Here is a 23,807-nt window from a genome sequence, read left to right as displayed (position 1 = left end):
TTGGCCCCGGCACGCACGGGCCGGTAGGCTGGGCGAGCACTCGTGTGACCTCTGTGGGTCACGCCTGCGCTCGTACCATCCCATCGAAGCCATCTGTCCACATCGGAGTTCCTACTACATGACTGCCAGCACGGTCGACAAGACCGCCCCTCAGATCGCCATCAACGACATCGGCTCTGAGGAAGACCTCCTCGCCGCGATCGACGCGACGATCAAGCACTTCAACGACGGCGACATCGTCGAAGGTCGCATCGTCAAGGTCGACCGGGACGAGGTCCTGCTCGACATCGGCTACAAGACCGAGGGCGTCATCCCCTCGCGCGAGCTGTCCATCAAGCACGACGTCGACCCCAACGAGGTCGTCAAGGTCGGCGACGAGGTCGAGGCCCTGGTCCTCCAGAAGGAGGACAAGGAGGGTCGTCTGATCCTGTCCAAGAAGCGCGCCCAGTACGAGCGCGCCTGGGGCACGATCGAGAAGATCAAGGAGGAGGACGGCGTCGTCACCGGCTCCGTCATCGAGGTCGTCAAGGGTGGGCTCATCCTCGACATCGGCCTGCGTGGCTTCCTCCCCGCCTCCCTCGTCGAGATGCGTCGCGTCCGCGACCTCCAGCCGTACGTCGGCAAGGAGATCGAGGCCAAGATCATCGAGCTCGACAAGAACCGCAACAACGTGGTCCTGTCGCGCCGTGCCTGGCTCGAGCAGACGCAGTCCGAGGTCCGCACGACCTTCCTCAAGGAGCTCGGCAAGGGCCAGGTCCGCACGGGTGTCGTGTCCTCGATCGTCAACTTCGGTGCGTTCGTCGACCTCGGCGGCGTCGACGGTCTCGTCCACGTCTCCGAGCTGTCCTGGAAGCACATCGACCACCCGTCCGAGGTCGTCGAGGTCGGCGACGAGGTCACCGTCGAGGTGCTCGACGTCGACATGGACCGCGAGCGCGTCTCCCTGTCGCTCAAGGCGACGCAGGAGGACCCGTGGCAGCACTTCGCCCGGACCCACGCGATCGGTCAGGTCGTCCCGGGCAAGGTCACCAAGCTCGTCCCGTTCGGAGCGTTCGTGCGCGTCGACGACGGCATCGAGGGCCTGGTCCACATCTCCGAGCTGGCCGAGCGCCACGTGGAGCTGCCGGAGCAGGTCGTCACGGTCGGGACCGACATCTTCGTCAAGGTCATCGACATCGACCTCGAGCGTCGCCGCATCTCGCTGTCGCTGAAGCAGGCGAACGAGGACGGCGCCAACCAGGTCGAGTTCGACCCGACCCTCTACGGCATGGCCGCCGAGTACGACGACAAGGGTGACTACAAGTACCCCGAGGGCTTCGACCCGGAGACCAACGAGTGGCTCGAGGGCTTCGAGTCCCAGCGCGAGACCTGGGAGAAGCAGTACGCCGAGGCGCACTCGCGCTGGGAGGCGCACCGCGCCCAGGTCGAGGCCTTCGCCAAGGCCGACGCCGAGGCCGCCGGCAGCAGCGAGTCCACCTCGTACTCCTCGGAGTCGGGTGCCTCGTCCTCCTCGTCGTCCGACGACGAGCAGGACGACACCGGCAGCGCCCCGCGCCCGCCGGCCGCCACGAACGAGGGCACGCTGGCCTCCGACGAGGCCCTTGCCGCCCTGCGCGAGAAGCTCACCGGCAACTGAGCCGCTGCGCCGCCAGGCGCACCGGTTCGCTCCGAGGCCCGGTCACCCGTCAGGGTGGCCGGGCCTCGCCGCGTCCCGGTGAACGAGGCCCCGGCTAGGGTGCCGCGCATGCCCATCACCCCCGCGCACGTGGCGGCCGTCCTGCCGGTGCTGGGTCGGCGCCGCTCGTGGGTCGTTCCCGCGGCGTGGGTGGTCGGGTCGATGTCGCCCGACCTCGTCTACTTCGCCCCGGTCGGGAACGCCCGGGCGTACTCCCACTCGCTCGTCGGCCTGCTGACCGTCGACCTCGTCCTCGGGGGTCTCGTGCTCGCCGCCTGGTGGACGGTCGTCGGCGCGGCTGCGCGTGACCTGCTCCCCGAGGACGCCCGACGTCGGGTGTCCTGGCCCGTGGTGCCCCGCGGCCGCTGGGGTCGGGTCGTGCTCGGGCTCCTCGGCGGGTCGGTGACCCACGTCGTCTGGGACTCGTTCACGCACCGTGACGGCTGGGGTGCAGCGCACGTCCCCGGGCTGCGGGACGCGGTCTGGGCCGGCCAGCCCGCGACCTCGGTGCTCCAGGACGGCTCCGGCGTCGTCGGCCTCGTCGCCCTCGCGGCGTGGGCCGCCGTGCGCCTGCGCGAGGCCCCGGCCGTGGTCGAGGACGCCCCGGTGCTCACGCAGGCCGAGCGGTGGGTGGCCCGCGTCCTCGTCGTCGTCGTACCGGTGGCGCTGTGCGCCTCCATCACGGCAGCGGTCGCCTGGGACTTCACCTACCTCGTCAACGCCCTCTTCGTCGGCTTCACCCGGGCCGTGGCGCTCTCGTCCGTCCTCGTCGTCCTCGCCGCCGTCGGGTGGCACCTCCTGCGCCGCCGCCGGTGCGGGACGCGGACGGGCGACGCCGCACTGGGCCGGGTGACCGGTTCGAGGTGATCCGCCGGTCCCGCGCCCCCGTCGACCACCTCGAACCCCGTGGGCGTTCGGGCTTCACGCGCGCACGGCCTCCGGCGTGGGGAGCTGGGCGGTGTCGCGGGCGGGCCGTCGCGCGCTCTTCTCGGACAGCCGACCCACCCAACTCGTGACCGGTCGAGCGACGAGGCGCTCGACGACCACGACGACGACCGCGAGGAGAGCGACCGCCACGAGGGTCCGTGGGAGAGGGTGCCACTCGGGCGTGTGGCGAGCGACGGCCTCGAAGACCGGGATGTGCCAGAGGAACACCGTGAGGGACGCACGGCCCAGCACGACAAGGGGCGGCCAGTCCCAGAGGCGGTCGGCGTACCCGGCTCGAGGTCTCGGCGCGGTGTCCGCGATGACGAGGAGGGCGGTGGCGGCACCGATCACCGGTCCCACGACCGTGAAGTACGCCTCGAGTCCCCAGAACGCCGTGCTCACCACGCAGCCACCGATGACCAGGGTCGCAGCGCCGAGCAGGCCGTCACCGTGGCGCCGCAGGGCGGTGAGGCGGTCGACGAGCAGGGCCGCGGCCACCCCCCAGAGGATCGAGTCCATCCGGGTGGTCGTCGTGAGGGTCGCGGAGAACCACCCGTCCTGCTCGTAGGCCAGCGCACGCCAGACCGACGATCCGACGAGGAGGACGAGGACGCCGAGCGTGAGCACCGTGCGTGCCCGGGCCAGCACGAGGATCGCGAGGAGGAGGGCGCTGAGGACCTGGATGTCGATGCAGAGGAAGTACAGCGCCCCGATGTCGGAGCGGGCCGACAGCGCGTTCTCACGCACGTACGTGTTCCACGTGTAGCCGGCCGCGCTGAGCAGTGACTCGCGGGTCACGGCGGGCGGAGTGACGTCCGTGCCGTCGACCCGCGACGCGAGGTACACGGCACCCAGGAGGACCCACACCTGGACGGTGATCCGCAGGACGCGCCCGGTGAACCACGCGAGGGGGCCGACGGGCCCGACCTCGTCGAGTCGTCGCACCAGGGTGCGCGTCACGAGGAAGCCGGTGATGACGAAGAAGATGCTGACCGCGACGCTCCCGCTGGAGAACAGCGCCTCGAGGGAGCCGAGCGTGCCGCGCTCCTCGGCGGGCCACACCTTCCACGAGTGCGAGAGGACGACGAGGAGGATCGCCAGGCCGCGGACGCCGTCCAGCACGGCCGACCTCGTCCCGACGCGTCGGCGAGCGCGACGGTGCTCCTCGACCGCGTCCACCGTCATGACCGACCTCCCGCGGCCGTGGCGGGCTCGTCGAGCTGAGGACCTCGCGCGGGTCCGCCTCCGGGTGCCGTCCCCAGCGGGGTGTCCACGGGTGACGGACTCGGCGGTCGCAGGTGGTGGCGGAGCCAGACGCGGGCGGGTTCGTCGAGGAACCGGTGGGTCAGCCACACGATGCCGGCGAGGAGGGCGAACGTCGTGATGGCCCGTGGCTGCCACGTCCACTGGGTCGTGTGGCGCTGGACGAAGAAGAACAGCGGCAGGTGCCACACGAAGATCGCGAGGGATGCCCGGCCGAGCCAGGTCAGCGGGGGCAGCGAGAGGAGGCGCGACGCCGGGGTGGGCCGGTCGAGCAGGGCGATGCCGAGGACGGTCACGGCCGTGAACGCCGTGAACAGGACGCCCCACCATCGCAGGTACAGGTACGGCTCGCCGATCTCCCGCAGGGTCGCCATCGTGGCGACGAGCGCCAGCCCGCCGACGGTGAGGAGCGCGGGTGCCAGGGCCCGGTGCCGCCGCGCGGCCTCGACGACGAGTGCGACGAGCGCGCCGGCGAGGACGGCGTCGGCCCGCGCGAGCGTCGACACCGTGGCCTCGATCCAGCCGGACGTCTCGAGGACGTGGTGGCGCCAGAGGACGCTGGCGACGATGCCCTCGACGAACAGGGCGGCGAGCACCCAGCGCCGGCCGGCCAGGAGGAGCACGGCCAGGGGGAGCACGAGGTAGACCTGCTGCTGCACCGCCAGGTACCACATGTGTCCGAGGTCCGCCCGGGTGCTGAGCAGGTCGGTGGTCGCGTGGAGGTTCGATGTGTGGGTCACGACGTTGACGGCCGAGCCGAGGGTGGCCCGTGTGCTCGCCACGTCCGTCTCGTCGACGGCGTGGACCAGGAGGACCGCCGCCGCGAGGGGCACGACCTGGACGCCGAGGCGCACGAGGCGCCGCAGGTAGAACCGGACGGCGTCGAAGGTCCCGCGGTCGTACTCGCGCAGCAGCCCGCGGGTGACGATGTACCCGCCCACGACGAAGAAGATGCCGACCGCCCCGCCGTGGACGAAGCTGCGCACGACAGGGATCCGGTCGAGGGTGTCGGTGGGCCAGACGAGGTTGCCCGCGTGCCCGAGGACGACGAGTACGATCGTCACCCCGCGAAGGCCGTCGAGCGCGGCGACGCGCGCGCCGGGCGCGCTCTCGGTGGGGGTCGTCACGGATGGGAGGTTACCCGTCGGTCACCGTCGGGGGTGGGCGACACCGAGGGATGGCGCTCACTCCTCCGACCGGCGCGGCCGCCCGCCCGTGGCAGGGTGGGAGACATGGCACGCACCATCGCGACGACCACGTCCGTCGACCTCGAGGGCCTCCTCGAGTTCGTCCGACCACGGCACCACTTCGTCCTCCTGACGACGCGGTCCGACGGCACCCCGCAGGCGTCGCCCGTGACGGGCGGGGTCGACGACGCCGGCCGGCTCGTCGTCACGAGCTATCCGGAGCGGGCCAAGACGGTCAACGCGCGGCGCGACCCGCGGGTCAGCGTCGTCGTGCTCTCCGACGACTTCGGCGGCCCGTGGGTCCAGGTCGACGGGACGGTCGAGGTCGTCGACGCGGTCGACGACGTCGAGCCCTTCGTCGAGTACTTCCGCGCCATCTCCGGCGAGCACCCCGACTGGGACGAGTACCGCGCCGCGATGGTGACCCAGGGCAAGTCGCTGCTCCGGGTGACGCCGACCCGGTGGGGTCCCCTGGCCACCGGGGGCTTCCCGGCCCGCCTCGCCGGGGCCTGAGCCGTGCCCGACCCGGCCGGCACGACGGCGACCCCGCCCACCCCGACCCTGGACCGGCTCGTCGACGACGGCACGCTGCCCGGGTGGTCCGTGGCCGTCCGGGCCGCTGACGGGACGGTGCACGTCCGGACCCGCGGGGTCACCGCGCCCGACGGCGGTCGGCCCGTCGAGGCCTCGACCTCCTACCGCCTCGCGTCCCTCTCCAAGCCGGTCGCCGGCCTCCTCGCGGGCATCCTGACGACCGAGGGCGTCCTCGCGCCCGACGACGAGATCCGCCGGTGGGTACCCGAGCTCGACGGCCTGCGGGTGCTCCGCCGTCCCGACGGCCCCCTCGACGACACCGAGGCCCTCGCGCGCCCCGTCACCGTCCGCGACCTCCTCACGATGACGAGCGGGCTCGGGACCCGGTTCGTCGAGACCCCGCTGACGACCGCCATGGCGGATGCCGGGGTCCACCCCGGACCCGTGGGGCCCGCGATGGACGACGCCACCTTCCTCGCGCGCCTGGGGAGCCTGCCGCTGGCCTTCCAGCCCGGGTCCGGTTGGGCGTACCACACCTCGACCGACGTGCTGTCCGTCGTCCTCGCCCGGGCCTCCGGCGTCCCGCTCGACCGGCTCCTCGCCGACCGGCTCACCGGGCCCCTCGACACCCCGTCGCTGACCTTCGCGACCCCCGACGAGGGCAACCGCGCCGACGCCTGGCTCGTCGAGGGCGGGACGTGGGCACGCCTCGAGCCCGAGGGGCCGGCCGACCCGCAGATGCTCACGCTCTCGTGCGGGCTGTGGGGGACGGCCGAGGACACGGCCCGCGTCCTCGGCGAGCTCGTCGACCCGACGGTGGTCCCCGACGACGCCGCCACCCGCGTGCGCACGGCCGGCCTCGGCCCGGACCAGCTCGCCGCGGCGCGGCCGATCGTCCCTGACGGCTACTCGTACGGCCACCAGGTGTCCGTCGCGACCGACGACGACCCACAGGGACCGCGAGCGGGCTCCGCCGGATGGAGCGGGGGCACCGGGACCCTGGGCGTCGCCGACCCCGCGGCGGGGCGCACCGTCGTCCTCCTCACGAACCGCGGGCTCGACGGGTCGTTCGGGACGGGTGCCTTCGACGCGGCCCTGGCCGACCTGTGGGCGGACGTGCGCGGGGACGGCCGGCCCGAGCACTAGGGTCGGCGCATGCTGCGCGTGGGCCTCACCGGCGGGATCGGGTCGGGCAAGTCGACGGTGTCGGCCCAGCTGGCAGCCCTCGGCGCGGTCGTCGTCGACGCCGACGTCGTCGCTCGCGAGGTCGTCGGGCCCGGCACCCCCGGTCTGGCCGCGATCGTCGAGCGCTTCGGTGCCGACGTCCTCGGCCCCGACGGGACCCTCGACCGCCCGGGGCTCGGCCGCGTCGTCTTCGGTGACCCCGAGGCCCTCCGCGACCTCGAGGCGATCACCCACCCGGCGATCTGGGCCCGCACCGCCGAACGCGTCGCCGCCGCGCGGCCCGACGCCGTGGTCGTCCACGACATGCCCCTGCTCGTCGAGAAGTCGATGGGGTCGCAGTACCACCTCGTCGTCGTCGTGGGCTCGACCGAGGAGACGCGCCTGCGGCGCCTCGTCGACCTCCGCGGCATGACCGAGGACGACGCCCGGGCGCGGATGGCGGCGCAGGCGGACGACGAGGCCCGGCGGGCGGCCGCCGACGTGTGGCTCGACAACGAGGGCACCACCGACTCGCTGCGGGCGTCCGTCCTGCGCCTGTGGCACGAGCGGCTCGAGCCATTCGAGCTCAACGTGCGGCACGGCATCCGCTCACGCCTGTCCCACCCGACCCTCGCGGCGCCGGACCCGACGTGGCCGGCGCAGGCCGCGCGGCTCCTCGGCCGGGTCCGCCAGGCCGTCGGCCCGGCCGCGGTGACGTTGCACCACATCGGCTCGACCGCCGTTCCGGGGCTCGTCGCCAAGGACGTCGTCGACCTCCAGGTGGGGGTGCGCGCCCTCGACGACGCCGACGCCCCGGCGTTCGTCGACGCGATGGCGGCCGCGGGGTTCGTCCGGCTCCCGGGCGAGTGGCACGACAACGCCAAGGACGGCCGGACGTGGCCGAAGCGCTTCCTCGGGTCGTGCGACCCGGGGCGCGTGGCGCACGTCCACGTGCGCGAGGCCGGGTCGCCCGGCTGGGAGTGGGCCCTGGTGTTCCGCGACTGGCTCCGGGCCGACGGCGACGAGCGGGTCGCCTACGCCGAGATGAAGACCGAGCTGGCCGGACGGGTCGCGACGACGGGCTCCTACGCCGAGGCGAAGGAGCCGTGGTTCGAGGCCGCCGACGTCCGTGCGCGGGCCTGGGCCGAAGAGAACGGGTGGCGGGCACCGGACTCCGACGTCCCCCCCGCCGGCTAGCCCCGTCCCCGCTCGGCGACGACCTCGCGGCCGTGGCGGACGAACTCCTCGAGGAAGAGGTCGAGGTCGGCCGCACGGGTGCGATGGTTCGAGATGGCAACACGAACGGCCACCGACCCGCGCAGCACGGTGTCGGTGACGACCGCCACCCCACCCTCCTGGACCCGGAGGACCACCTCGCGGTTGACCGCGTCCAGGTCCGCGGCCGCCGTTGCGGGCGGGGCGTAGCGCAGGCAGACGATGTCGCACCCCACCGGCGCCATGCGCTGGACCTCGGGGTGGGCGTCGACCGTCTCGGCGAGCCGCCGGGCGAGCGCCGTGGTCCGGTCGATGACCCCGCCGAACGCGTCGGCCCCGTACGCGAGGAAGCCCATCCAGACCCGCAGGGCCCGGAACCCGCGCGAGAGGGCCAGGCCGTACTCGCTGAACCACACCTCGCTGGCGGCGATCCCTCGGTCGGTGTGGGCGAGGTAGGTCGGGATGACCGAGAAGGTCGACCGGTGGGCGGGCTCGTCGCGCACGAGGACCAGCCCGACGTCGATCGGCGCCTGCATCCACTTGTGGAGGTCGAGGGCGAGCGAGTCGGCGCGCTCGATGCCCCGGACGGACGCCGCCGAGCCGCTGAGGCCGAGGAAGCCGCCGATCGCGCCGTCGACGTGGAACCACAGGCCCTCCCGCTCGCAGAGGTCGGCGACGGCCTCGAGGTCGTCGACGGCCCCGGTGTTGACCGTCCCGGCGGACGCCACGACCGCGAGCGGCTCGAGTCCTGCCTCGCGGTCGGCGGCGATCGCGGCGGCCAGGGCGCCGACGTCGAGGGTGAAGTCGTCGTGGACCGCGACGTGGCGCAGGGCTGCCGCACCGAGGCCGAGCAGCTCGCAGGACTTGCGGTGGCAGCTGTGCACCTCGGTCGAGGCGTAGACGGTGAGGCGGCGACCGGACGGCATCCCCTCCTCGCGCAGCGACCGGCCGAGTCGGGCCGAGCGTGCGACGGCCAGCCCGACCATGTTCGCCTCGGACGCGCCACCGACGAGGAGCCCGCTGGCGCTCGTCGGGTAGCCGGCGGCCTCGGCGCACCAGCGGACCACCTGCTGCTCCACGAGGACGGGGGAGTGGTCGGCCCCGCCGAGGTTGGGGTTGATGACGCTGGCGACGAGGTCGGCGAGGTTGCCGACGGGGTGCCCGGCCCCCATGTACCAGCCCCAGAAACGGGGGTGGTCGTTGCCCATCGAGTACGGGACGACCCGGGCGAGGACCTCGCGGTACGCCGCGTCGGCGCCCGCGGCGGCGCGGGGGAGCGGGCCGTCGAACGAGTGGCGGACCTCGTCGGGCATCGGCCGCCAGACCGGCTGGTCGCGGCGGCCGGCCAGGTGGTCGACGAGGTCGTCGACGGCCCGGTGCGCGAGGGAGCGGAACGAGTCCCAGTCCTCGGGGTCGAGGCCGGTGCTGCCGTCGGGGGCGGGGAGCGCACGCTCGTCGGGCGGTGCCATGGCCGGATCCTCCCACCGGGGCGGACGGGCGACCAGTCCCCGGGGCCCCTTGTCGGTGGCGCGGCATACCGTAGGGACATGCGTCCGATCACCGACCTCCAGCGCCGCGTGGCGCCCTTCCAGGTCGTCTCCGACTTCGAGCCCGCCGGCGACCAGCCCACGGCCATCGCCGACCTCGCCAGGCGGGTCCGCGCGGGCGAGCAGAACACCGTGCTCCTCGGCGCCACGGGGACCGGCAAGTCCGCCACGACGGCGTGGCTCGTCGAGCAGGTCCAGCGCCCCACGCTCGTCATGGCGCCCAACAAGACCCTCGCGGCCCAGCTCGCCAACGAGTTCCGTGAGCTGCTCCCCAACAACGCCGTCGAGTACTTCGTCAGCTACTACGACTACTTCCAGCCCGAGGCCTACGTCCCGCAGACCGACACCTACATCGAGAAGGACTCCTCGATCAACGACGAGGTCGAGCGGCTGCGGCACAGCGCCACCAACAGCCTGCTCACCCGGCGCGACGTCATCGTCGTGGCCTCGGTGTCGTGCATCTACGGCCTCGGCACCCCGCAGGAGTACGTCGACCGCATGGCCCGCCTCAAGGTCGGCGAGGAGGTCCCGCGTGACGACCTCCTGCGCCGCTTCGTCCAGATGCAGTACACCCGCAACGACCTCGCGTTCACCCGGGGCACCTTCCGGGTGCGCGGCGACACCGTCGAGATCATCCCCATGTACGAGGAGCTCGCGCTGCGGATCGAGTTCTTCGGCGACGAGATCGAGGCTCTCTACACGCTCCACCCCGTCACGGGCGAGGTCGTGCGCGAGGAGCAGGAGATGTACGTCTTCCCCGCCTCGCACTACGTCGCGGGCCCGTCCCGGATGGAGCGCGCGATCGCGGGCATCGAGACCGAGCTCGAGGACCAGCTCGGGCTCTTCGAGAAGCAGGGCAAGCTCCTCGAGGCCCAGCGGCTGCGGATGCGCACCACCTACGACATCGAGATGATGCGCCAGGTCGGCTCGTGCTCGGGCATCGAGAACTACTCGATGCACATCGACGGTCGTCTGCCCGGCACCGCCCCCAACTGCCTCATCGACTACTTCCCCGAGGACTTCCTCCTCGTCATCGACGAGTCGCACGTCACCGTCCCCCAGATCGGGGCGATGTACGAGGGCGACGCCTCGCGCAAGCGCACCCTCGTCGACCACGGGTTCCGCCTGCCGTCGGCGATGGACAACCGTCCGCTGAAGTGGGAGGAGTTCCTCGAGCGGATCGGGCAGACCGTCTACCTGTCGGCGACCCCCGGTCCCTACGAGCTCGCCAAGGCGTCGGGGGTCGTCGAGCAGATCATCCGGCCCACCGGGCTCATCGACCCCGAGATCATCCTCAAGCCGACGAAGGGCCAGATCGACGACCTGCTCCACGAGATCCGCACCCGCGCCGGCCGCGACGAGCGCGTCCTCGTCACGACGCTGACGAAGAAGATGGCCGAGGACCTCACCGACTACCTCCTCGACAAGGGGATCCGGGTCCGCTACCTCCACTCCGACATCGACACCCTCCGCCGCGTCGAGCTGCTGCGCGAGCTGCGCCTGGGCGAGTACGACGTCCTCGTCGGCATCAACCTGCTCCGTGAGGGCCTCGACCTCCCCGAGGTCTCGCTCGTCGCGATCCTCGACGCCGACAAGGAGGGCTTCCTCCGCTCCGCGCGCAGCCTCATCCAGACGATCGGCCGCGCGGCGCGCAACGTCTCCGGGCAGGTGCACATGTACGCCGACAAGGTCACCCCGTCGATGGCCGAGGCCGTCGAGGAGACCACCCGCCGGCGCGAGAAGCAGATCGCGTACAACACCGAGCGCGGCATCGACCCGCAGCCGCTGCGCAAGCGGATCAACGACATCACCGACATGCTCAACCGCGAGGACGCCGACACCGAGGAGCTCCTCGGCTCCGGACGGGCCCGCTCGCGGGGCAAGAGCGACGGCGGGCGCGGAGGACGCGGCGCCGCCTCGGCCGACGTCGCCCTGGCGGCCCGGCGCAACGAGCCCGTGGCGGCCGCCGACCTGGCGAACCTCATCCAGGAGCTGAGCACCCAGATGCACCACGCCGCCGGCGACCTCCACTTCGAGCTGGCGGCCCGCCTGCGCGACGAGATCGGCGACCTCAAGAAGGAGCTGCGGCAGATGAGCGAGGCCACCCGGTGAGCCCGGAGGCGCTCGCCGACGGCGACGCCGCCCAGCGGCTCGCCGCCCACGCCCTCGGCAAGCCGGGCGCCCGGGCCGACCAGCCCTGGGAGGGCGACCACGTCGCGAAGGTCGGCGAGAAGATCTTCGCGTTCCTCGGCGAGGGTGGGGTCGGCGTCAAGTGCGGCAAGGGCCGCACCGAGGCCGACGAGTGGCTCGCCGAGTACCCCGACGACGCGTCGGTCATGGCCTACATCGGGCGCAACGGCTGGAACACGCTCCGGGTCGGCGGGGCGATTCCCGAGGGGACCCTCCGCGAGGCGATCGACACCTCCTACGACCTGGTCGTCGCTGGCCTGCCCAGGAGTCGGCGCCCGGCCGGGGGGTCCGCCGGCTGACCTCGTCGCGCGGGTGCGAGAGGGCCGTCGGTAGGCTGACGCGGTGATCCCGACGATGCTCCCCGCCGCGACTCCGTCCCTCGACCTCCCGTCGTGGGTGTGGTGGGCCACCATCGGTGTGGCCGTCGCGGTCCTCGCGTTCGACGTCGTCTGGATCGCCCGCAACCCGCACCGCCCCTCGAACCGGGAGACCGGTCTCGCTCTCGGCGTCTACGTCGGCGCGGCGATCCTCTTCGGCCTCGGCATGTGGGCCTTCGCCGGCGGACAGCTCGCGGGGGAGTACTTCGCCGGGTGGCTCACCGAGTACTCGCTGTCGGTCGACAACCTGTTCATCTTCCTGCTCATCATGGCGAAGTTCGCCGTCCCCGAGAAGCTCCAGCAGTTCGCCCTCATGGTCGGCATCATCATCGCGATCGTGCTGCGCGGCATCTTCATCTGGCTCGGCGCCACGGCCATCAACAACTTCAGCTGGGTCTTCTACATCTTCGGCGCGTTCCTCATCTACACCGCCGTCAAGCTCGCCCGTGAGGGGGAGAGCGACGACGACGAGTACGAGGAGAACCGCTTCATGAAGGCGGTCGAGGCCCGCTTCCCCGCGACGAAGGACTACGTCGGCACCAAGCTGTTCACCAAGGAGAACGGCAAGCGCCTCGCGACCCCGCTCTTCTTCGTCATCGTCGCGCTGGGCACCACCGACCTGCTCTTCGCGCTCGACTCGATCCCGGCGATCTACGGCCTGACCCGTGAGCCCTACATCGTCCTCGTCGCGAACCTGTTCGCGCTCATGGGCCTGCGGCAGCTGTACTTCCTCCTCGGTGGCCTGCTCCAGAAGCTCGTCTACCTCAGCATCGGCCTCGCCGTGCTGCTCGCGTTCATCGGCGTCAAGCTGCTGCTCCACGCGCTCCACGAGAACGAGCTGCCCTTCATCAACGGCGGCGACAAGGTGCCGGTGCCGGACATCCCGATCGTCGTGTCGCTCGGCGCGATCGTCGTCATCCTGGGCGTCACGACCCTCGCCTCGCTGTGGAAGACCAAGCGAGACCCCGAAGCCGCCAAGAACCTGCCCGACATCACGGGACACGACCACCACGACTCCTGACCGGAGGCAGCGGCGTCAGGTGGAGGCCGCCTCCGCCGGGTCCCTGCGGGCACCGAGCCCGAGGACGAGCGCCGACGCCGCCACGACGAGCGCCATCCCGGCGAGCTGCGACGGGCGCAGCACCTGCCCGAGCACGATCAGCCCCGCCAGCGCGGCGGCGGCCGGCTCGAGGCTGAGCAGGATCCCGAACACCCGGGCGGTCAGGCGGCGCAGGGCGAGCAGCTCGAGGCTGTAGGGCAGCACCGACGACAGCACCGCGATCCCGAGGCCCTTGAGCAGGGTCTCGCCCGTCCACTGCGGGACGCTCCCGAGGCCCATGGGGAGCGTGACGACCGTGGCGACGACCATCGCGAGCGCGAGCCCCTCGAGCTGCGGGAACTCGGCCCCGGTCCGCCCCGAGAGGACGATGTACGCGGCCCAGAAGGCGCCAGCGGCCAGGGCGAGGCCGATGCCCGTCCACGGCAGGTCGGCGAACGGCACGTGGAGCGCCTCCGAGATGAGGACGACGCCGCCCGCGGCCGCGACGACGGCGACGACGTCGAGGACGCGCCGCGACAATGCCGCCGCGAGCGCGAGCGGCCCGATGAACTCGATCGTCACGGCCACCCCGATGGGCAGGTGCGCGAGCGAGCCGTAGAACGTGAAGTTCATGAGGCCGAGCGCCACCCCGAAGGCGATGACGGTGAGCCACGCGCGGCGCGAGTGGCCGCGCCAGCGGGGGCGGACGAGGGCGAGCAGGAGGAGCGTGGCGAAGAGCAGCCGCACGGCGACCGACCCACCCGCGCCGATGACGGGCACGAGGGTCGCCGCCAGGGCACCGCCGAACTGGACCGAGACGATGCCGGCGAGGACGAGGACGGGAGCGGGGACCCGGTCGGCGGCGTTCGTCACCGGGTCAGGCTAGCCAGCCCTCCCGACGGGGCCACCGTGCGTCCGCCGGGGACGCGGCCGGGTGACCCGGTCGCCCGTGACCCGGTCGCCCGTGACCCGGTCGGACCATGGCGCGACGGGACTGCTCGACGCTAGCGTCGGGCCGACCCCGCACGGGGTGCCGGGAGGAGGGCGCCGACGATGGCCATGGACCGAGAGGCTGCGGGGTCGGCGACCGCCGACGCCGTGACCGAGGGTGCCGTGGCGGCGTTCGTCGCCGTGAACCGTGACGTCATCGGTGCGGTCGCCGGCTCCCGCTGGGAGGAGTTGCCCGGGCTCATCCGCTACTCGACCGGCCTCGGGACGCCGCGCTTCAACGGGGTCGTCGTGCTCGACGGCAGTGCCTCGGCCGACGACGCCGCGGCCTGGCTCGACGACCTCGCCCGTCGCGACCTTCCCCACTGCGTCCTCACCAGGGCCGCGGCTCCGGGCTGGGCGGCCGACCTCGCAGCGGCCCACGACCTGACGACCGTGCAGCACGAGCCGTTCATGCTCCATCGCGACCCTGCGAGCGTGGAGGTGCCGGAGCGGCCGGTGCTGGAGCGGGTCGACCCGTCCGACCCCGCAGCGGTCCGGCAGGCGCAGCAGCTCTTCGCCGACGGCTTCGAGGCACCCGTCGACCTGCTCGCCCCGCTCATGGGCCGGGAGGTCCTCTCGACACCCGGGACGGTCGCGTGGGTCGGCCGCACCGACGACGAGCCCTGCACCGTCGGCCTGGGCGCCCTGCGCGACGGGTACCTCGGCGTCTTCAACATCGCGACACCCCCGGCCCACCGGCGGCGGGGCCTCGGCCACGCGGTCACCGCCCGGGTCGTCGCGGAGGGCGTCGCGGCCGGTGCGCACACGGCCTACCTCCAGGCGAGCGAGCTGGGCCGGCCCGTCTACGAGCACCTGGGCTTCCGGACCGTCGAGGCCTGGCCCTCCCACTACCCGGGCTGAGCGGCTCCCGGCCGCCGGCGGCTCACCAGCCGCGAGCGCGCCACTCCTCGAGGTGGGGGCGCTCGGCCCCGATCGTCGAGTCGTCGCCGTGGCCGGGGTAGAACCACGTCGCGTCGTCGTGCGTGGCGAACACCCGCTCGGTGACGTCGCGGTAGAGCGACGCGAAGCTCTGGCCCTCGTTCTTGGTGTTCCCGACGCCACCGGGGAACAGGCTGTCGCCGGTGAAGAGGTGCGCGCCGCCGTCGGGGTCGCGCCACGACAGGGCCACCGAGCCCGGGGTGTGGCCCCGGAGGTGGATGACGTCGAGCTCGAGCTCGCCGACGGTCACGACGTCGCCGTGCGCCAGCCGGACGTCAGGAGGCAGGGGCAGGGCATCGGCGTCGTCGGCACCGGCGTAGGTCGTCGCGCCGGTGGCCTCGGCGACGGCCGCGAGGGCGCGGACGTGGTCCCAGTGCTGGTGCGTCGTGACGAGGTGGTCGAGGCGTCCCGTGCCCTCGGCGACGAGGGCGAGGCACCGGCCGGGGTCGTCGGCCGCGTCGACGAGGAGCTGCTCGCCGGTCGCGGTGCAGGTCAGGAGGTAGACGTTGTTGTGCATCGAGGAGACGGACATCTTGCGGATGGTCGCCCGGCCGAGCTCGCGGACCTCGCTTCGTCCGCCGGGGGTCACCTGTCCCGTGTAGACCACCGTGGTCACCTCCCGGCCGGGAGACGGGGGAGGGGGTCGCCCGTCACGCCCTCGGTGAGGCCACGGGCCAGCCAGCCGAGGAGGGCGGCGCGGTCGCCGGAGACCTGGGCGGTCCCGACGCCCACGGTCCACTCGTCGCCCTCGGTGGAGCGGAGGGTGACGTCGGGAGCGTCCTCGACCCCGCGGAGCCGCTCGACCTCCTCCTCGACGAACAGTGCGACGAGCTCGGGCTCGAGGTCGGCGAAGCCGAACCCGGCGTCGAGGTCGACGTGGTGCCAGGTCAGCTCGCGCAGCCGCATGAGGACGATGTCGGCACCGGTCCCGCGCAGCTCGCCGGGGGTGCGCTCGAGCGGGTGCCCGTCGTGCTCGGGGCCGAGGCGGTCGAGCTCGGGGGCGAGGGCCCGCGCCGAGGTCTCGACGTCGGCGACGAGCGCGTCGAGGGACCGGCGGGACCCGGCCTCGATGTCGGCGTCGCGCGCCGGCCGGCTGGCGTACATCGTCTCGCCGGAGCCGTCGACGACAGAGCGGACGAGCCGGACGAGACCGTCGGCGTTGCGGGCGACGTGGGACAGCACGTGGGCGCGGGTCCAGCCCTCGCACAGGGAGGGCTCGGAGACGTCCTCGAGGTCGCGTGCCGTCGACAGCAGGAGGGTGGTGTGGCGGTCCACGAGGGCCGGGATCTCGGGGGAACGGGGGTCCATGCCCCGACGCTACCCCGCACCCTCGACGGCCGCCGGTGCTCGATGAGGGGTCTGTCGGTGGCTCCACCTAGCATGGCGAGTGTGAGTCATGACCACCTCGTCGTCCGTGGTGCCCGCGAGCACAACCTCAAGGACATCAGCATCGAGATCCCCCGCGATGCCCTCGTCGTCTTCACCGGTCTGAGCGGTTCGGGCAAGTCCAGCCTGGCCTTCGACACCATCTTCGCCGAGGGGCAACGGCGCTACGTCGAGTCCCTCTCGGCCTATGCCCGGCAGTTCCTCGGGCAGATGGACAAGCCCGACGTCGACTTCATCGAGGGCCTGTCGCCGGCGGTCTCCATCGACCAGAAGTCGACCAACCGCAACCCGCGGTCCACCGTCGGCACCATCACCGAGGTCTACGACTACCTCCGCCTCCTCTTCGCGCGCGCCGGGCGCCCGCACTGCCCGGTCTGCGGCGAGCCCGTCGGCCGGCAGACGCCGCAGCAGATCGTCGACCGGCTGCTCGAGCTCCCCGAGAAGACCCGTTTCCAGGTCCTCGCCCCCGTCGTGCGCGCGCGCAAGGGCGAGTACGTCGACCTCTTCACCGAGCTCCAGTCCAAGGGCTTCGCGCGCGCCCGGGTCGACGGCGAGGTCGTCACCCTCACCGACCCGCCGAAGCTCGAGAAGCAGGTCAAGCACACCATCGACGTCGTCGTCGACCGCCTCGTCGCCAAGGGCGCCGACTCCACGGCCAAGCAGCGGCTCACCGACTCGGTCGAGACCGCGCTGGGGCTGGCCGGCGGCGTCCTCGTCGTCGAGTTCGTCGACCTCGACGAGGGCGACCCCGAGCGCGAGCGGCGCTTCTCCGAGAAGATGGCCTGCCCCAACGACCACCCGCTGTCGATGGACGAGATCGAGCCGCGGTCGTTCTCGTTCAACAGCCCCTTCGGCGCGTGCCCCGAGTGCACCGGCATCGGCACCGAGCTCGAGGTCGACCCCGAGCTCATCGTCCCCGACGACGACCTCACCCTCGCCGAGGGCGCCATCGCCCCCTGGGCGACCGCATCGGGCGCGGCCGACTACTTCCAGCGCGTCATGGCCGCCCTTGCCGACGACCTGAAGTTCTCGATGGACGTCCCGTGGCGGGCCCTGCCGCAGCGGGCCCGCGACGCCCTCCTCCACGGCAAGAACCACAAGGTCCACGTCCGCTACAAGAACCGGTTCGGGCGCGAGCGCTCGTACTCCACCGGGTTCGAGGGTGCGGTGCCGTTCGTCAAGCGCCGCCACGGCGAGACCGACTCCGACTGGAGCCGCGAGCGCTACGAGGGCTACATGCGCGAGGTGCCGTGCCCCGTGTGCCAGGGGGCTCGTCTCAAGCCCGAGTCGCTGGCCGTCCACATCGGCGGTCGCTCCATCGCCGACGTCAGCCGCCTGGCGATCGGGGAGGCCGCGCACTTCCTCGACACCGTCGACTTCACCGAGCGCGAGCGCCAGATCGCCGCGCGGGTCATCAAGGAGATCAACGCCCGCCTCGGGTTCCTCCTCGACGTCGGCCTCGACTACCTCAGCCTGTCCCGCCCCGCGGGCACCCTGTCCGGTGGCGAGGCGCAGCGGATCCGGCTCGCGACGCAGATCGGCTCGGGCCTCGTGGGGGTCCTCTACGTCCTCGACGAGCCGAGCATCGGCCTGCACCAGCGCGACAACCACCGCCTCATCGAGACCCTCACCCGGCTGCGCGACCTCGGCAACACCCTCATCGTCGTCGAGCACGACGAGGACACCATCGCCACCGCCGACTGGGTCGTCGACATCGGCCCGGGCGCGGGGGAGCACGGCGGGCAGGTCGTCCACTCTGGCACGGTCCAGGGCCTGCTCGAGCACCCCGACTCGCTCACCGGCAAGTACCTCTCAGGCCGCCGCGAGATCGCCGTGCCGGAGGTCCGCCGCCCGCAGGAGAAGGGGCGCCAGGTCACCGTCGTCGGGGCCAACGAGCACAACCTCGACAAGGTCTCGGTCTCGTTCCCCCTCGGCAACCTCGTCGCCGTCACGGGGGTGTCCGGGTCGGGCAAGTCGACCCTCGTCAACGACATCCTCTACAACGTCCTGGCCAACAAGCTCAACGGCGCCCGCCACGTGCCCGGCCGGCACAAGACGGTGACCGGCCTCGAGCACCTCGACAAGGTCGTCCACGTCGACCAGAGCCCGATCGGCCGCACCCCGCGCTCGAACGCCGCCACGTACACCGGCGTCTTCGACCACGTCCGCAAGCTCTTCGCCACGACGACCGAGGCGAAGGTCCGCGGTTACCAGCCGGGCCGGTTCTCCTTCAACGTCAAGGGCGGCCGCTGCGAGGCCTGCTCGGGCGACGGCACGATCAAGATCGAGATGAACTTCCTCCCCGACGTCTACGTCCCGTGCGAGGTCTGCCACGGCGCGCGGTACAACCGCGAGACCCTCGAGGTGCACTTCAAGGGCAAGACGGTCGCCGACGTCCTCGACATGCCGATCGAGGAGGCCGCCGACTTCTTCGCCGCGGTCCCGGCGATCTCGCGCCACATGAAGACGCTCAACGAGGTCGGCCTCGGCTACGTCCGGCTCGGCCAGCCGGCGCCGACGCTGTCCGGCGGCGAGGCCCAGCGCGTCAAGCTCGCCTCCGAGCTGCAGAAGCGCAGCACCGGCCGGACCATCTACGTCCTCGACGAGCCGACGACCGGGCTGCACTTCGAGGACATCCGCAAGCTGCTCAAGGTGCTCCAGGGGCTCGTCGACAAGGGCAACACCGTCATCGTCATCGAGCACAACCTCGACGTCATCAAGAGCGCCGACTGGGTCGTCGACCTCGGTCCCGAAGGGGGCAGCGGCGGTGGCCTCGTCATCGCCGAGGGCACCCCCGAGCAGGTCGCCGCGATGGAGCAGTCGCACACCGGCCGCTTCCTCGCACCGATCCTCGCCCGCACGGCCCGCACCGTGGACCGGCAGCCGGCCTCCCCGCGGAAGAGGGCGGCGGCGAAGACCGCGGCCAAGGCGACCCCGGCGAAGGGTGCCGCTGCCACGACGGCGGCGCCGGCGGCGAAGAAGGCCACGTCGAAGCGCGCGGGCTCCGGCACCGCGACGAGGACCACGGCGAAGAAGTCGCCCACCCGCCGGGCGTCCTGAGCCGGAGAGCGACGACGGGCCGGGTGACCTCGCGGTCACCCGGCCCGTCGTGCGTCGTGCCTCAGTCCTCGCCCAGGTAGGCCTTGCGGACGTCGTCGCTCGCGAGGAGCTCCTGGCCCGAGCCCGAGAGGACGATCTTGCCGACCTCGAGGACGTAGCCCTTCGTCGCGCGCTTCAGGGCGGCCTGGGCGTTCTGCTCGACGAGGAGGATCGTCGTGCCCTGCTCCTGGAGGGTCGTCACCGTCGTCATGATCTTCTTCATCATGAGCGGGGACAGGCCCATCGACGGCTCGTCGAGCATGAGCAGCTTGGGACGGCTCATCATCGCCCGGCCCATCGCGAGCATCTGCTGCTCACCACCGGAGAACGTGCCCGCCGGCTGCGCACGCCGCTCCCGCAGGATCGGGAAGAGGTCGAACGCCGCCTCGAGGTCGTTGGCGATCTGCTTGTCCTTGCGGGCGAAGGCCCCGAGGTTGAGGTTGTCCTCGACCGTGAGGCGCGGGAAGATCCGCCGGCCCTCGGGGGAGTGGGCGAGCCCGAGGGGGACGATGTCGTGGGCGGCGACGCTCGTGAGGTCCCTGCCCTGGAAGGTGATCGTCCCGGAGTTCGGGCGCAGCAGGCCCGAGATGGTCCGCAGCGTCGTCGTCTTGCCGGCCCCGTTGGTCCCGATGAGGGTGACGACCTCGCCCTCGTTGACGTCGAAGCTGATCCCCTTGACGGCCTTGATCTTCCCGTAGGCCACCTCGAGGTTCTTGACCTCCAGCATCGCGCTCACGCGCCCTCCTCCTCGTCCGCGTCGTCGCCACCGATGTAGGCCTCGATGACCCGGTGGTCGGACTGGACCTCGCCCGGCGTCCCCTCGACGAGGAGGGCACCGCGCACGAGGCACAGCACCCGGTCGCAGAGGTTGAAGATGAACCGCATGTCGTGCTCGATGACGACGACGGCCAGGCCGCTGCCCCTGATCTTCTTGATCAGGTGCATCGTGTCCTCGGTCTCCTTGGGGTTCATCCCCGCGGTGGGCTCGTCGAGGAGGAGCAGCTGCGGGTCGGTGGCCAGCGCGCGGGCGATCTCGAGCCGTCGCTGGTCGCCGTACGGCAGGTTCCTCGCGAGGAGCTCGGTGGACTTGCCGAGCCCCACGTAGTCGAGGAGCTCCTGCGCCCGCTCGCGCGTCGCCGCCTCCTCCCTGCGGAACTTGGGCCCGCGCAGGATGGAGGTCAGCGCCATCGAGGAGGTGCGGCAGTAGCGCCCCACCATGACGTTCTCGAGCGCGGTCATGTTGCCGAAGAGCCGGATGTTCTGGAACGTGCGCGCCATACCGGCCCGCACCACCTTCAACGGCTTCGGCGGGAGCGTCTCGCCGTTGAGGGTGACCCGTCCCTCGGTCGGGATGTACATCCCGGTGAGGCAGTTGAAGAACGTCGTCTTGCCGGCCCCGTTCGGGCCGATGAGGCCGACGATCTCGCCCTCGTGGACCTGCATCGAGACGTTGTCGACGGCGGTGAGGCCACCGAAGCGCATCGTCACGCCCGACGCCTCGAGGACGATCTTGTCGCCGACGCGGTGCTCCGCGGCCGGGCTGTCGGTGACGGTGGTCACTTCGCCTCCTGCAGGTGCTGGGACTGGACGATCTCGCTGAGCTCTTCGTCGTCCTCGTGGAACTCCAACTGCCGCCGCTTGGACGCGATGAGGCCCTCGGGCCGGAAGCGCATCATGACGACGAGGAGGAGGCCGAACACGAGGAGCCGGTAGTCGTTGACCTCGCGCAGCTTCTCGGGGAGGAGCTTGAGGATCGTCGCGCCGACGAGGACACCGACGACGGTGCCCATGCCGCCGAGGACGACCGCCGCGAGGAGGAACGCCGACTCGAGGAAGATGTACTGGTCCGGGCTGACCGAGGTGTCCTGGTGCGCCTTGATCGTCCCGGCGAGACCGGCGAGCGAGGCGCCGACGGCGAACGCGAGGAGCTTGAGGCCGAACACGTTGACGCCCATGGCCTCCGCCGCGCGCTCGTCCTCACGGATCGCGACCCAGCCACGGCCGATGCGGCTGTCGTTGAGCCGGACGAAGATGAGGATGACGAACGCGATGAGGAGCAGCAGCAGGAAGTAGTAGTTGCTGAAGCGCCCCAGTGGGATGCCGAACAGGGTGTGCACCTGGCCGAAGTCGTACCCGAAGAAGTTGAGGTCCGGGATGGCGGGGATGCCGTTGGGCCCGTTGGTCAGCTCGGGGCCGTTGTTGCCGTCGAGGTTGAACATCGCGAGGCGGAAGATCTCACCGAAGCCGAGGGTGACGATGGCGAGGTAGTCGCCCGACACCCGCAGCGTCGGCGTGCCGATGATGAGGCCGAAGATCGACGCCACCACCATGCCGATGAGCATGACGACGAAGAACGGCGGCTTGACGTCGATCGTGGCGAACGCCGACTGCGAGAGCATCGCGCCGACGTAGGCACCGGTGCCGAGGAACGCGATGTAGCCGAGGTCGAGCAGGCCGGCGAGGCCGACGACGATGTTCAGGCCGAGGGCGGTCGCCGCGAAGATGAGGATCTGCGTGGCGATCGACATGTTCGCGTCGGAGCCGTCCTGGGTGAACGGGAAGAGGAACGCGACGACGAAGGCCGCGAGGAGCAGCACCCGTCGGTTGTTCGCCCCGACGAAGCCGAGGTAGCCGCCGAAGCCGGAGCCGAGGAGGCCGCCGGCGACGCCGATGAGGGCCATGAGGAACGCCGCGAAGACGACGCCGTCCTCGATGCCCAGCGTGTAGGCCGTCACGAAGAGGACGACCGACATGAGCACGATGATGACGACGATCTCGAGCGTGCTGCTCAGCCGCGGCCAGGTGCGCACGTCGAGGTCGACCTCGGGGGAGAGGAACCCGGCGGCGGCCATGAGGAGCGCACCGACGAGGGCGACCCAGACCCCCTCGTTCGCGTTGACGAGGCCGTCGGCGAGGTAGGCGATCGAGGCGAGGACCCACACGACGAAGATGACCGACGTGACGCCCATGACCCGCAGGCCGCGGGCCGGGCTGAGCCACGGCGGGCGGCGCAGGAGCAGGACGCCGAGGACGATCGCGGTGATGCCGAGGGCCATCGCGAAGATCTGGATGCCGAGCGGGAAGAAGCGCACCGAGATGTCGTCGAGGATGCGCTCGTCGTACGACCACGACAGCAGGCCGCTGACGACGAGGAGGACACCGCCCGCGATGGCGAGGAGGGGCGCCTTGGCGCCGTGCCGGGTCCGGATCTCGTCCGGGAGGGCGAGCTTGCTCATGCCCGGTCCACCACCTTCGCGCCGAGGAGGCCCTGTGGTCGGAAGACCAGGACCAGGATGAGGAGGGCGAACGCCCAGACGTCCTTCCAGGGCGAGCCACCGAAGGTGCCCGGGATGAACTGGACCGCCATCGACTCGACGATGCCGAGGGTGAGGCCGCCGACGACGGCACCCCAGACGTTGCCGATGCCGCCGAGGACCGCGGCGGTGAACGCCTTGAGGCCGGCGAGGAAGCCCATCTTGAAGTTGATGTTCGTGACCTGCAGGCCCTGGGCCACACCGGCGATCGCGGCGAGCGTGGCGCCGACGGCGAACGCGACGACGATGATCCGGTCGACGTTGATGCCCATGAGGCGCGCGGTGTCGGGGTCCTGCGAGACGGCCTGCATGCCGCGACCGGTCTTGGTGCGGTTGACGAAGTACCAGAGGCCCGCGGCGCACATGACGAGCGCGCCGATGGTGAACAGGGCCGAGCGCTGGATGGTCACGCCGGCGACGTTGAACGCCGGCCCGGTGACGACCTCGATCTGGGGGAACGGCACCCGCTGCTTGGCGTCGGGGAAGTCGGCGAAGGGGACGCGGCCGTAGAAGAGCCGGACGAGCTCCTGGAGGAAGACCGAGATGCCGATGGCCGTGATGAGCGGGGCGAGCCGCGGCGCGTTGCGCAGCGGTCGATAGGCGATGCGCTCCATGAGGACCGCCGTGCCGGTCGAGGCGGCGATGGCCCCGATGAGCATGATCGGCAACGTCCAGACCGCGGTCTCACCCTCGAAGAAGAGGAGCCAGGTCGAGAGGGCACCGAACGCGCCGATCATGAAGATCTCGCCGTGGGCGAAGTTGATCAGCTGGACGATGCCGTAGACGACCGTGTAACCGACGGCGATCAGGGCGTAGAGCGATCCCAGGGTCAGCCCGTTGATGAGCTGCTGGGCGAATTGGTCCACCACGATCTCCTAGGTGTCGTGAACAGGCTGGGGGGAGCGTAGTGGCGCAGGGGGAGTCGTGTCTCCCACCACGCGGGGGCGAGCCTCGCAACGCT

Annotated in this window: 20 protein-coding genes; 10 read left to right on the top strand and 10 right to left on the bottom strand. The window is 71.8% G+C overall.

Annotated features, from left to right (window positions below):
• The first annotated feature begins 118 nt into the window (after window positions 1-118).
• Both rpsA and ACFWN3_RS01695 read left to right on the top strand, forming a co-directional pair.
• Complete coding sequence (gene rpsA, locus ACFWN3_RS01700; protein WP_377642803.1) at window positions 119-1,636, top strand: 30S ribosomal protein S1; 1,518 nt, start codon at window positions 119-121, stop codon at window positions 1,634-1,636.
• Between the two features lie 108 nt (window positions 1,637-1,744).
• The gene (locus tag ACFWN3_RS01695; RefSeq protein ID WP_377642801.1) at window positions 1,745-2,542 is read left to right on the top strand and encodes a DUF4184 family protein; all 798 of its coding nucleotides are present in this window, start codon (window positions 1,745-1,747) and stop codon (window positions 2,540-2,542) included.
• 54 nt (window positions 2,543-2,596) lie between these two features.
• On the opposite strand, the gene ACFWN3_RS01690 is transcribed toward ACFWN3_RS01695, so the two are convergent.
• Together ACFWN3_RS01690 and ACFWN3_RS01685 are read right to left on the bottom strand one after the other, a co-directional pair.
• Entirely contained in the window at window positions 2,597-3,724 is a 1,128-nt protein-coding gene (locus tag ACFWN3_RS01690; RefSeq protein WP_377642800.1) for an acyltransferase family protein, read from the bottom strand.
• Window positions 3,725-3,783: 59 nt separating this feature from the next.
• Complete coding sequence (locus tag ACFWN3_RS01685) at window positions 3,784-4,992, bottom strand: acyltransferase family protein (RefSeq protein WP_377642798.1); 1,209 nt, start codon at window positions 4,990-4,992, stop codon at window positions 3,784-3,786.
• 105 nt (window positions 4,993-5,097) lie between these two features.
• Here ACFWN3_RS01685 and ACFWN3_RS01680 point away from each other — a divergent pair, with 105 nt between their 5' ends.
• Genes ACFWN3_RS01680 through coaE form a run of 3 tightly spaced genes read left to right on the top strand, consistent with a single transcriptional unit; the run spans window position 5,098 to window position 7,947 of the window.
• Window positions 5,098-5,565, top strand: a complete 468-nt coding sequence (locus ACFWN3_RS01680) for a PPOX class F420-dependent oxidoreductase (RefSeq protein WP_377642796.1) — start codon at window positions 5,098-5,100, stop codon at window positions 5,563-5,565.
• Between the two features lie 3 nt (window positions 5,566-5,568).
• Entirely contained in the window at window positions 5,569-6,732 is a 1,164-nt protein-coding gene (locus tag ACFWN3_RS01675) for a serine hydrolase domain-containing protein (protein ID WP_377642795.1), read from the top strand.
• Window positions 6,733-6,741: 9 nt separating this feature from the next.
• A complete protein-coding gene (gene coaE / locus ACFWN3_RS01670) occupies window positions 6,742-7,947 on the top strand; it encodes a dephospho-CoA kinase (RefSeq protein WP_377642793.1) in 1,206 nt (401 codons plus the stop codon).
• Here the strand turns inward: coaE and ACFWN3_RS01665 are convergent.
• Entirely contained in the window at window positions 7,944-9,434 is a 1,491-nt protein-coding gene (locus ACFWN3_RS01665) for a pyridoxal phosphate-dependent decarboxylase family protein (RefSeq protein WP_377642791.1), read from the bottom strand. The two genes, coaE and ACFWN3_RS01665, sit on opposite strands and share 4 nt — an antisense overlap.
• A 78-nt stretch (window positions 9,435-9,512) precedes the next feature.
• On the opposite strand from ACFWN3_RS01665, the gene uvrB reads away from it, so the two are divergent.
• The 3 genes from uvrB to ACFWN3_RS01650 are packed head-to-tail and all read left to right on the top strand — an operon-like array spanning window position 9,513 to window position 13,100.
• Window positions 9,513-11,624, top strand: a complete 2,112-nt coding sequence (gene uvrB, locus ACFWN3_RS01660; RefSeq protein ID WP_377642789.1) for an excinuclease ABC subunit UvrB — start codon at window positions 9,513-9,515, stop codon at window positions 11,622-11,624.
• A complete protein-coding gene (locus tag ACFWN3_RS01655) occupies window positions 11,621-12,001 on the top strand; it encodes an MmcQ/YjbR family DNA-binding protein (protein ID WP_377642787.1) in 381 nt (126 codons plus the stop codon). The genes uvrB and ACFWN3_RS01655 overlap by 4 nt, the downstream gene beginning before the upstream one ends.
• Window positions 12,002-12,056: 55 nt before the next feature.
• Window positions 12,057-13,100, top strand: coding sequence for a TerC family protein (locus ACFWN3_RS01650; protein ID WP_377645498.1), 1,044 nt, complete (start codon window positions 12,057-12,059; stop codon window positions 13,098-13,100).
• A 15-nt stretch (window positions 13,101-13,115) separates the two neighbouring features.
• On the opposite strand, the gene ACFWN3_RS01645 is transcribed toward ACFWN3_RS01650, so the two are convergent.
• Window positions 13,116-13,991, bottom strand: coding sequence for a DMT family transporter (locus tag ACFWN3_RS01645; protein WP_377642785.1), 876 nt, complete (start codon window positions 13,989-13,991; stop codon window positions 13,116-13,118).
• Between the two features lie 186 nt (window positions 13,992-14,177).
• On the opposite strand from ACFWN3_RS01645, the gene ACFWN3_RS01640 reads away from it, so the two are divergent.
• The gene (locus ACFWN3_RS01640; RefSeq protein ID WP_377642783.1) at window positions 14,178-14,969 is read left to right on the top strand and encodes a GNAT family N-acetyltransferase; all 792 of its coding nucleotides are present in this window, start codon (window positions 14,178-14,180) and stop codon (window positions 14,967-14,969) included.
• 22 nt (window positions 14,970-14,991) lie between these two features.
• Here ACFWN3_RS01640 and ACFWN3_RS01635 read toward each other — a convergent pair whose 3' ends face one another.
• On the bottom strand, window positions 14,992-15,654 hold the full coding sequence (locus ACFWN3_RS01635; RefSeq protein WP_377642781.1) for an MBL fold metallo-hydrolase: 663 nt from the start codon (window positions 15,652-15,654) through the stop codon (window positions 14,992-14,994).
• Between the two features lie 5 nt (window positions 15,655-15,659).
• Window positions 15,660-16,355, bottom strand: coding sequence for a maleylpyruvate isomerase family mycothiol-dependent enzyme (locus ACFWN3_RS01630; RefSeq protein WP_377642779.1), 696 nt, complete (start codon window positions 16,353-16,355; stop codon window positions 15,660-15,662).
• A gap of 42 nt (window positions 16,356-16,397) precedes the next feature.
• On the opposite strand from ACFWN3_RS01630, the gene uvrA reads away from it, so the two are divergent.
• A complete protein-coding gene (gene uvrA / locus ACFWN3_RS01625) occupies window positions 16,398-19,493 on the top strand; it encodes an excinuclease ABC subunit UvrA (RefSeq protein ID WP_377642778.1) in 3,096 nt (1,031 codons plus the stop codon).
• Window positions 19,494-19,554: 61 nt separating this feature from the next.
• Here the strand turns inward: uvrA and ACFWN3_RS01620 are convergent, their stop codons facing one another.
• The 4 genes from ACFWN3_RS01620 to ACFWN3_RS01605 are packed head-to-tail and all read right to left on the bottom strand — an operon-like array spanning window position 19,555 to window position 23,712.
• Window positions 19,555-20,268: an ABC transporter ATP-binding protein gene (locus ACFWN3_RS01620; protein WP_377642776.1), complete on the bottom strand. Its 714-nt coding sequence runs from the start codon at window positions 20,266-20,268 to the stop codon at window positions 19,555-19,557.
• Window positions 20,265-21,092 (bottom strand): ABC transporter ATP-binding protein, encoded by an 828-nt coding sequence (locus ACFWN3_RS01615; RefSeq protein ID WP_377642774.1) that lies wholly within the window; start codon window positions 21,090-21,092, stop codon window positions 20,265-20,267. Before ACFWN3_RS01615 ends, ACFWN3_RS01620 begins: the two co-directional genes overlap by 4 nt.
• Window positions 21,089-22,768, bottom strand: coding sequence for a branched-chain amino acid ABC transporter permease (locus ACFWN3_RS01610; protein WP_377642772.1), 1,680 nt, complete (start codon window positions 22,766-22,768; stop codon window positions 21,089-21,091). Before ACFWN3_RS01610 ends, ACFWN3_RS01615 begins: the two co-directional genes overlap by 4 nt.
• Complete coding sequence (locus ACFWN3_RS01605; protein ID WP_377642769.1) at window positions 22,765-23,712, bottom strand: branched-chain amino acid ABC transporter permease; 948 nt, start codon at window positions 23,710-23,712, stop codon at window positions 22,765-22,767. The genes ACFWN3_RS01610 and ACFWN3_RS01605 overlap by 4 nt, the downstream gene beginning before the upstream one ends.
• Between the last annotated feature and the right edge of the window lie 95 nt (window positions 23,713-23,807).

The sequence above is a fragment of the Oryzobacter terrae genome (assembly GCF_042756445.1).
GTDB classification, from domain to species: domain Bacteria; phylum Actinomycetota; class Actinomycetes; order Actinomycetales; family Dermatophilaceae; genus Oryzobacter; species Oryzobacter terrae.
This window is presented reverse-complemented; position numbering and strand designations above follow the sequence as displayed.

Coding starts and splice junctions, on each gene's coding strand:
- rpsA (WP_377642803.1), top strand. CDS start 119: ATGACTGCCAGCACGGTCGACAAGACCGCCCCTCAGATCGCCATCAAC.
- ACFWN3_RS01695 (WP_377642801.1), top strand. CDS start 1,745: ATGCCCATCACCCCCGCGCACGTGGCGGCCGTCCTGCCGGTGCTGGGT.
- ACFWN3_RS01680 (WP_377642796.1), top strand. CDS start 5,098: ATGGCACGCACCATCGCGACGACCACGTCCGTCGACCTCGAGGGCCTC.
- coaE (WP_377642793.1), top strand. CDS start 6,742: ATGCTGCGCGTGGGCCTCACCGGCGGGATCGGGTCGGGCAAGTCGACG.
- ACFWN3_RS01665 (WP_377642791.1), bottom strand. CDS start 9,434: ATGGCACCGCCCGACGAGCGTGCGCTCCCCGCCCCCGACGGCAGCACC.
- uvrB (WP_377642789.1), top strand. CDS start 9,513: ATGCGTCCGATCACCGACCTCCAGCGCCGCGTGGCGCCCTTCCAGGTC.
- ACFWN3_RS01650 (WP_377645498.1), top strand. CDS start 12,057: ATGCTCCCCGCCGCGACTCCGTCCCTCGACCTCCCGTCGTGGGTGTGG.
- ACFWN3_RS01640 (WP_377642783.1), top strand. CDS start 14,178: ATGGACCGAGAGGCTGCGGGGTCGGCGACCGCCGACGCCGTGACCGAG.
- ACFWN3_RS01630 (WP_377642779.1), bottom strand. CDS start 16,355: ATGGACCCCCGTTCCCCCGAGATCCCGGCCCTCGTGGACCGCCACACC.
- uvrA (WP_377642778.1), top strand. CDS start 16,398: ATGAGGGGTCTGTCGGTGGCTCCACCTAGCATGGCGAGTGTGAGTCAT.
- ACFWN3_RS01610 (WP_377642772.1), bottom strand. CDS start 22,768: ATGAGCAAGCTCGCCCTCCCGGACGAGATCCGGACCCGGCACGGCGCC.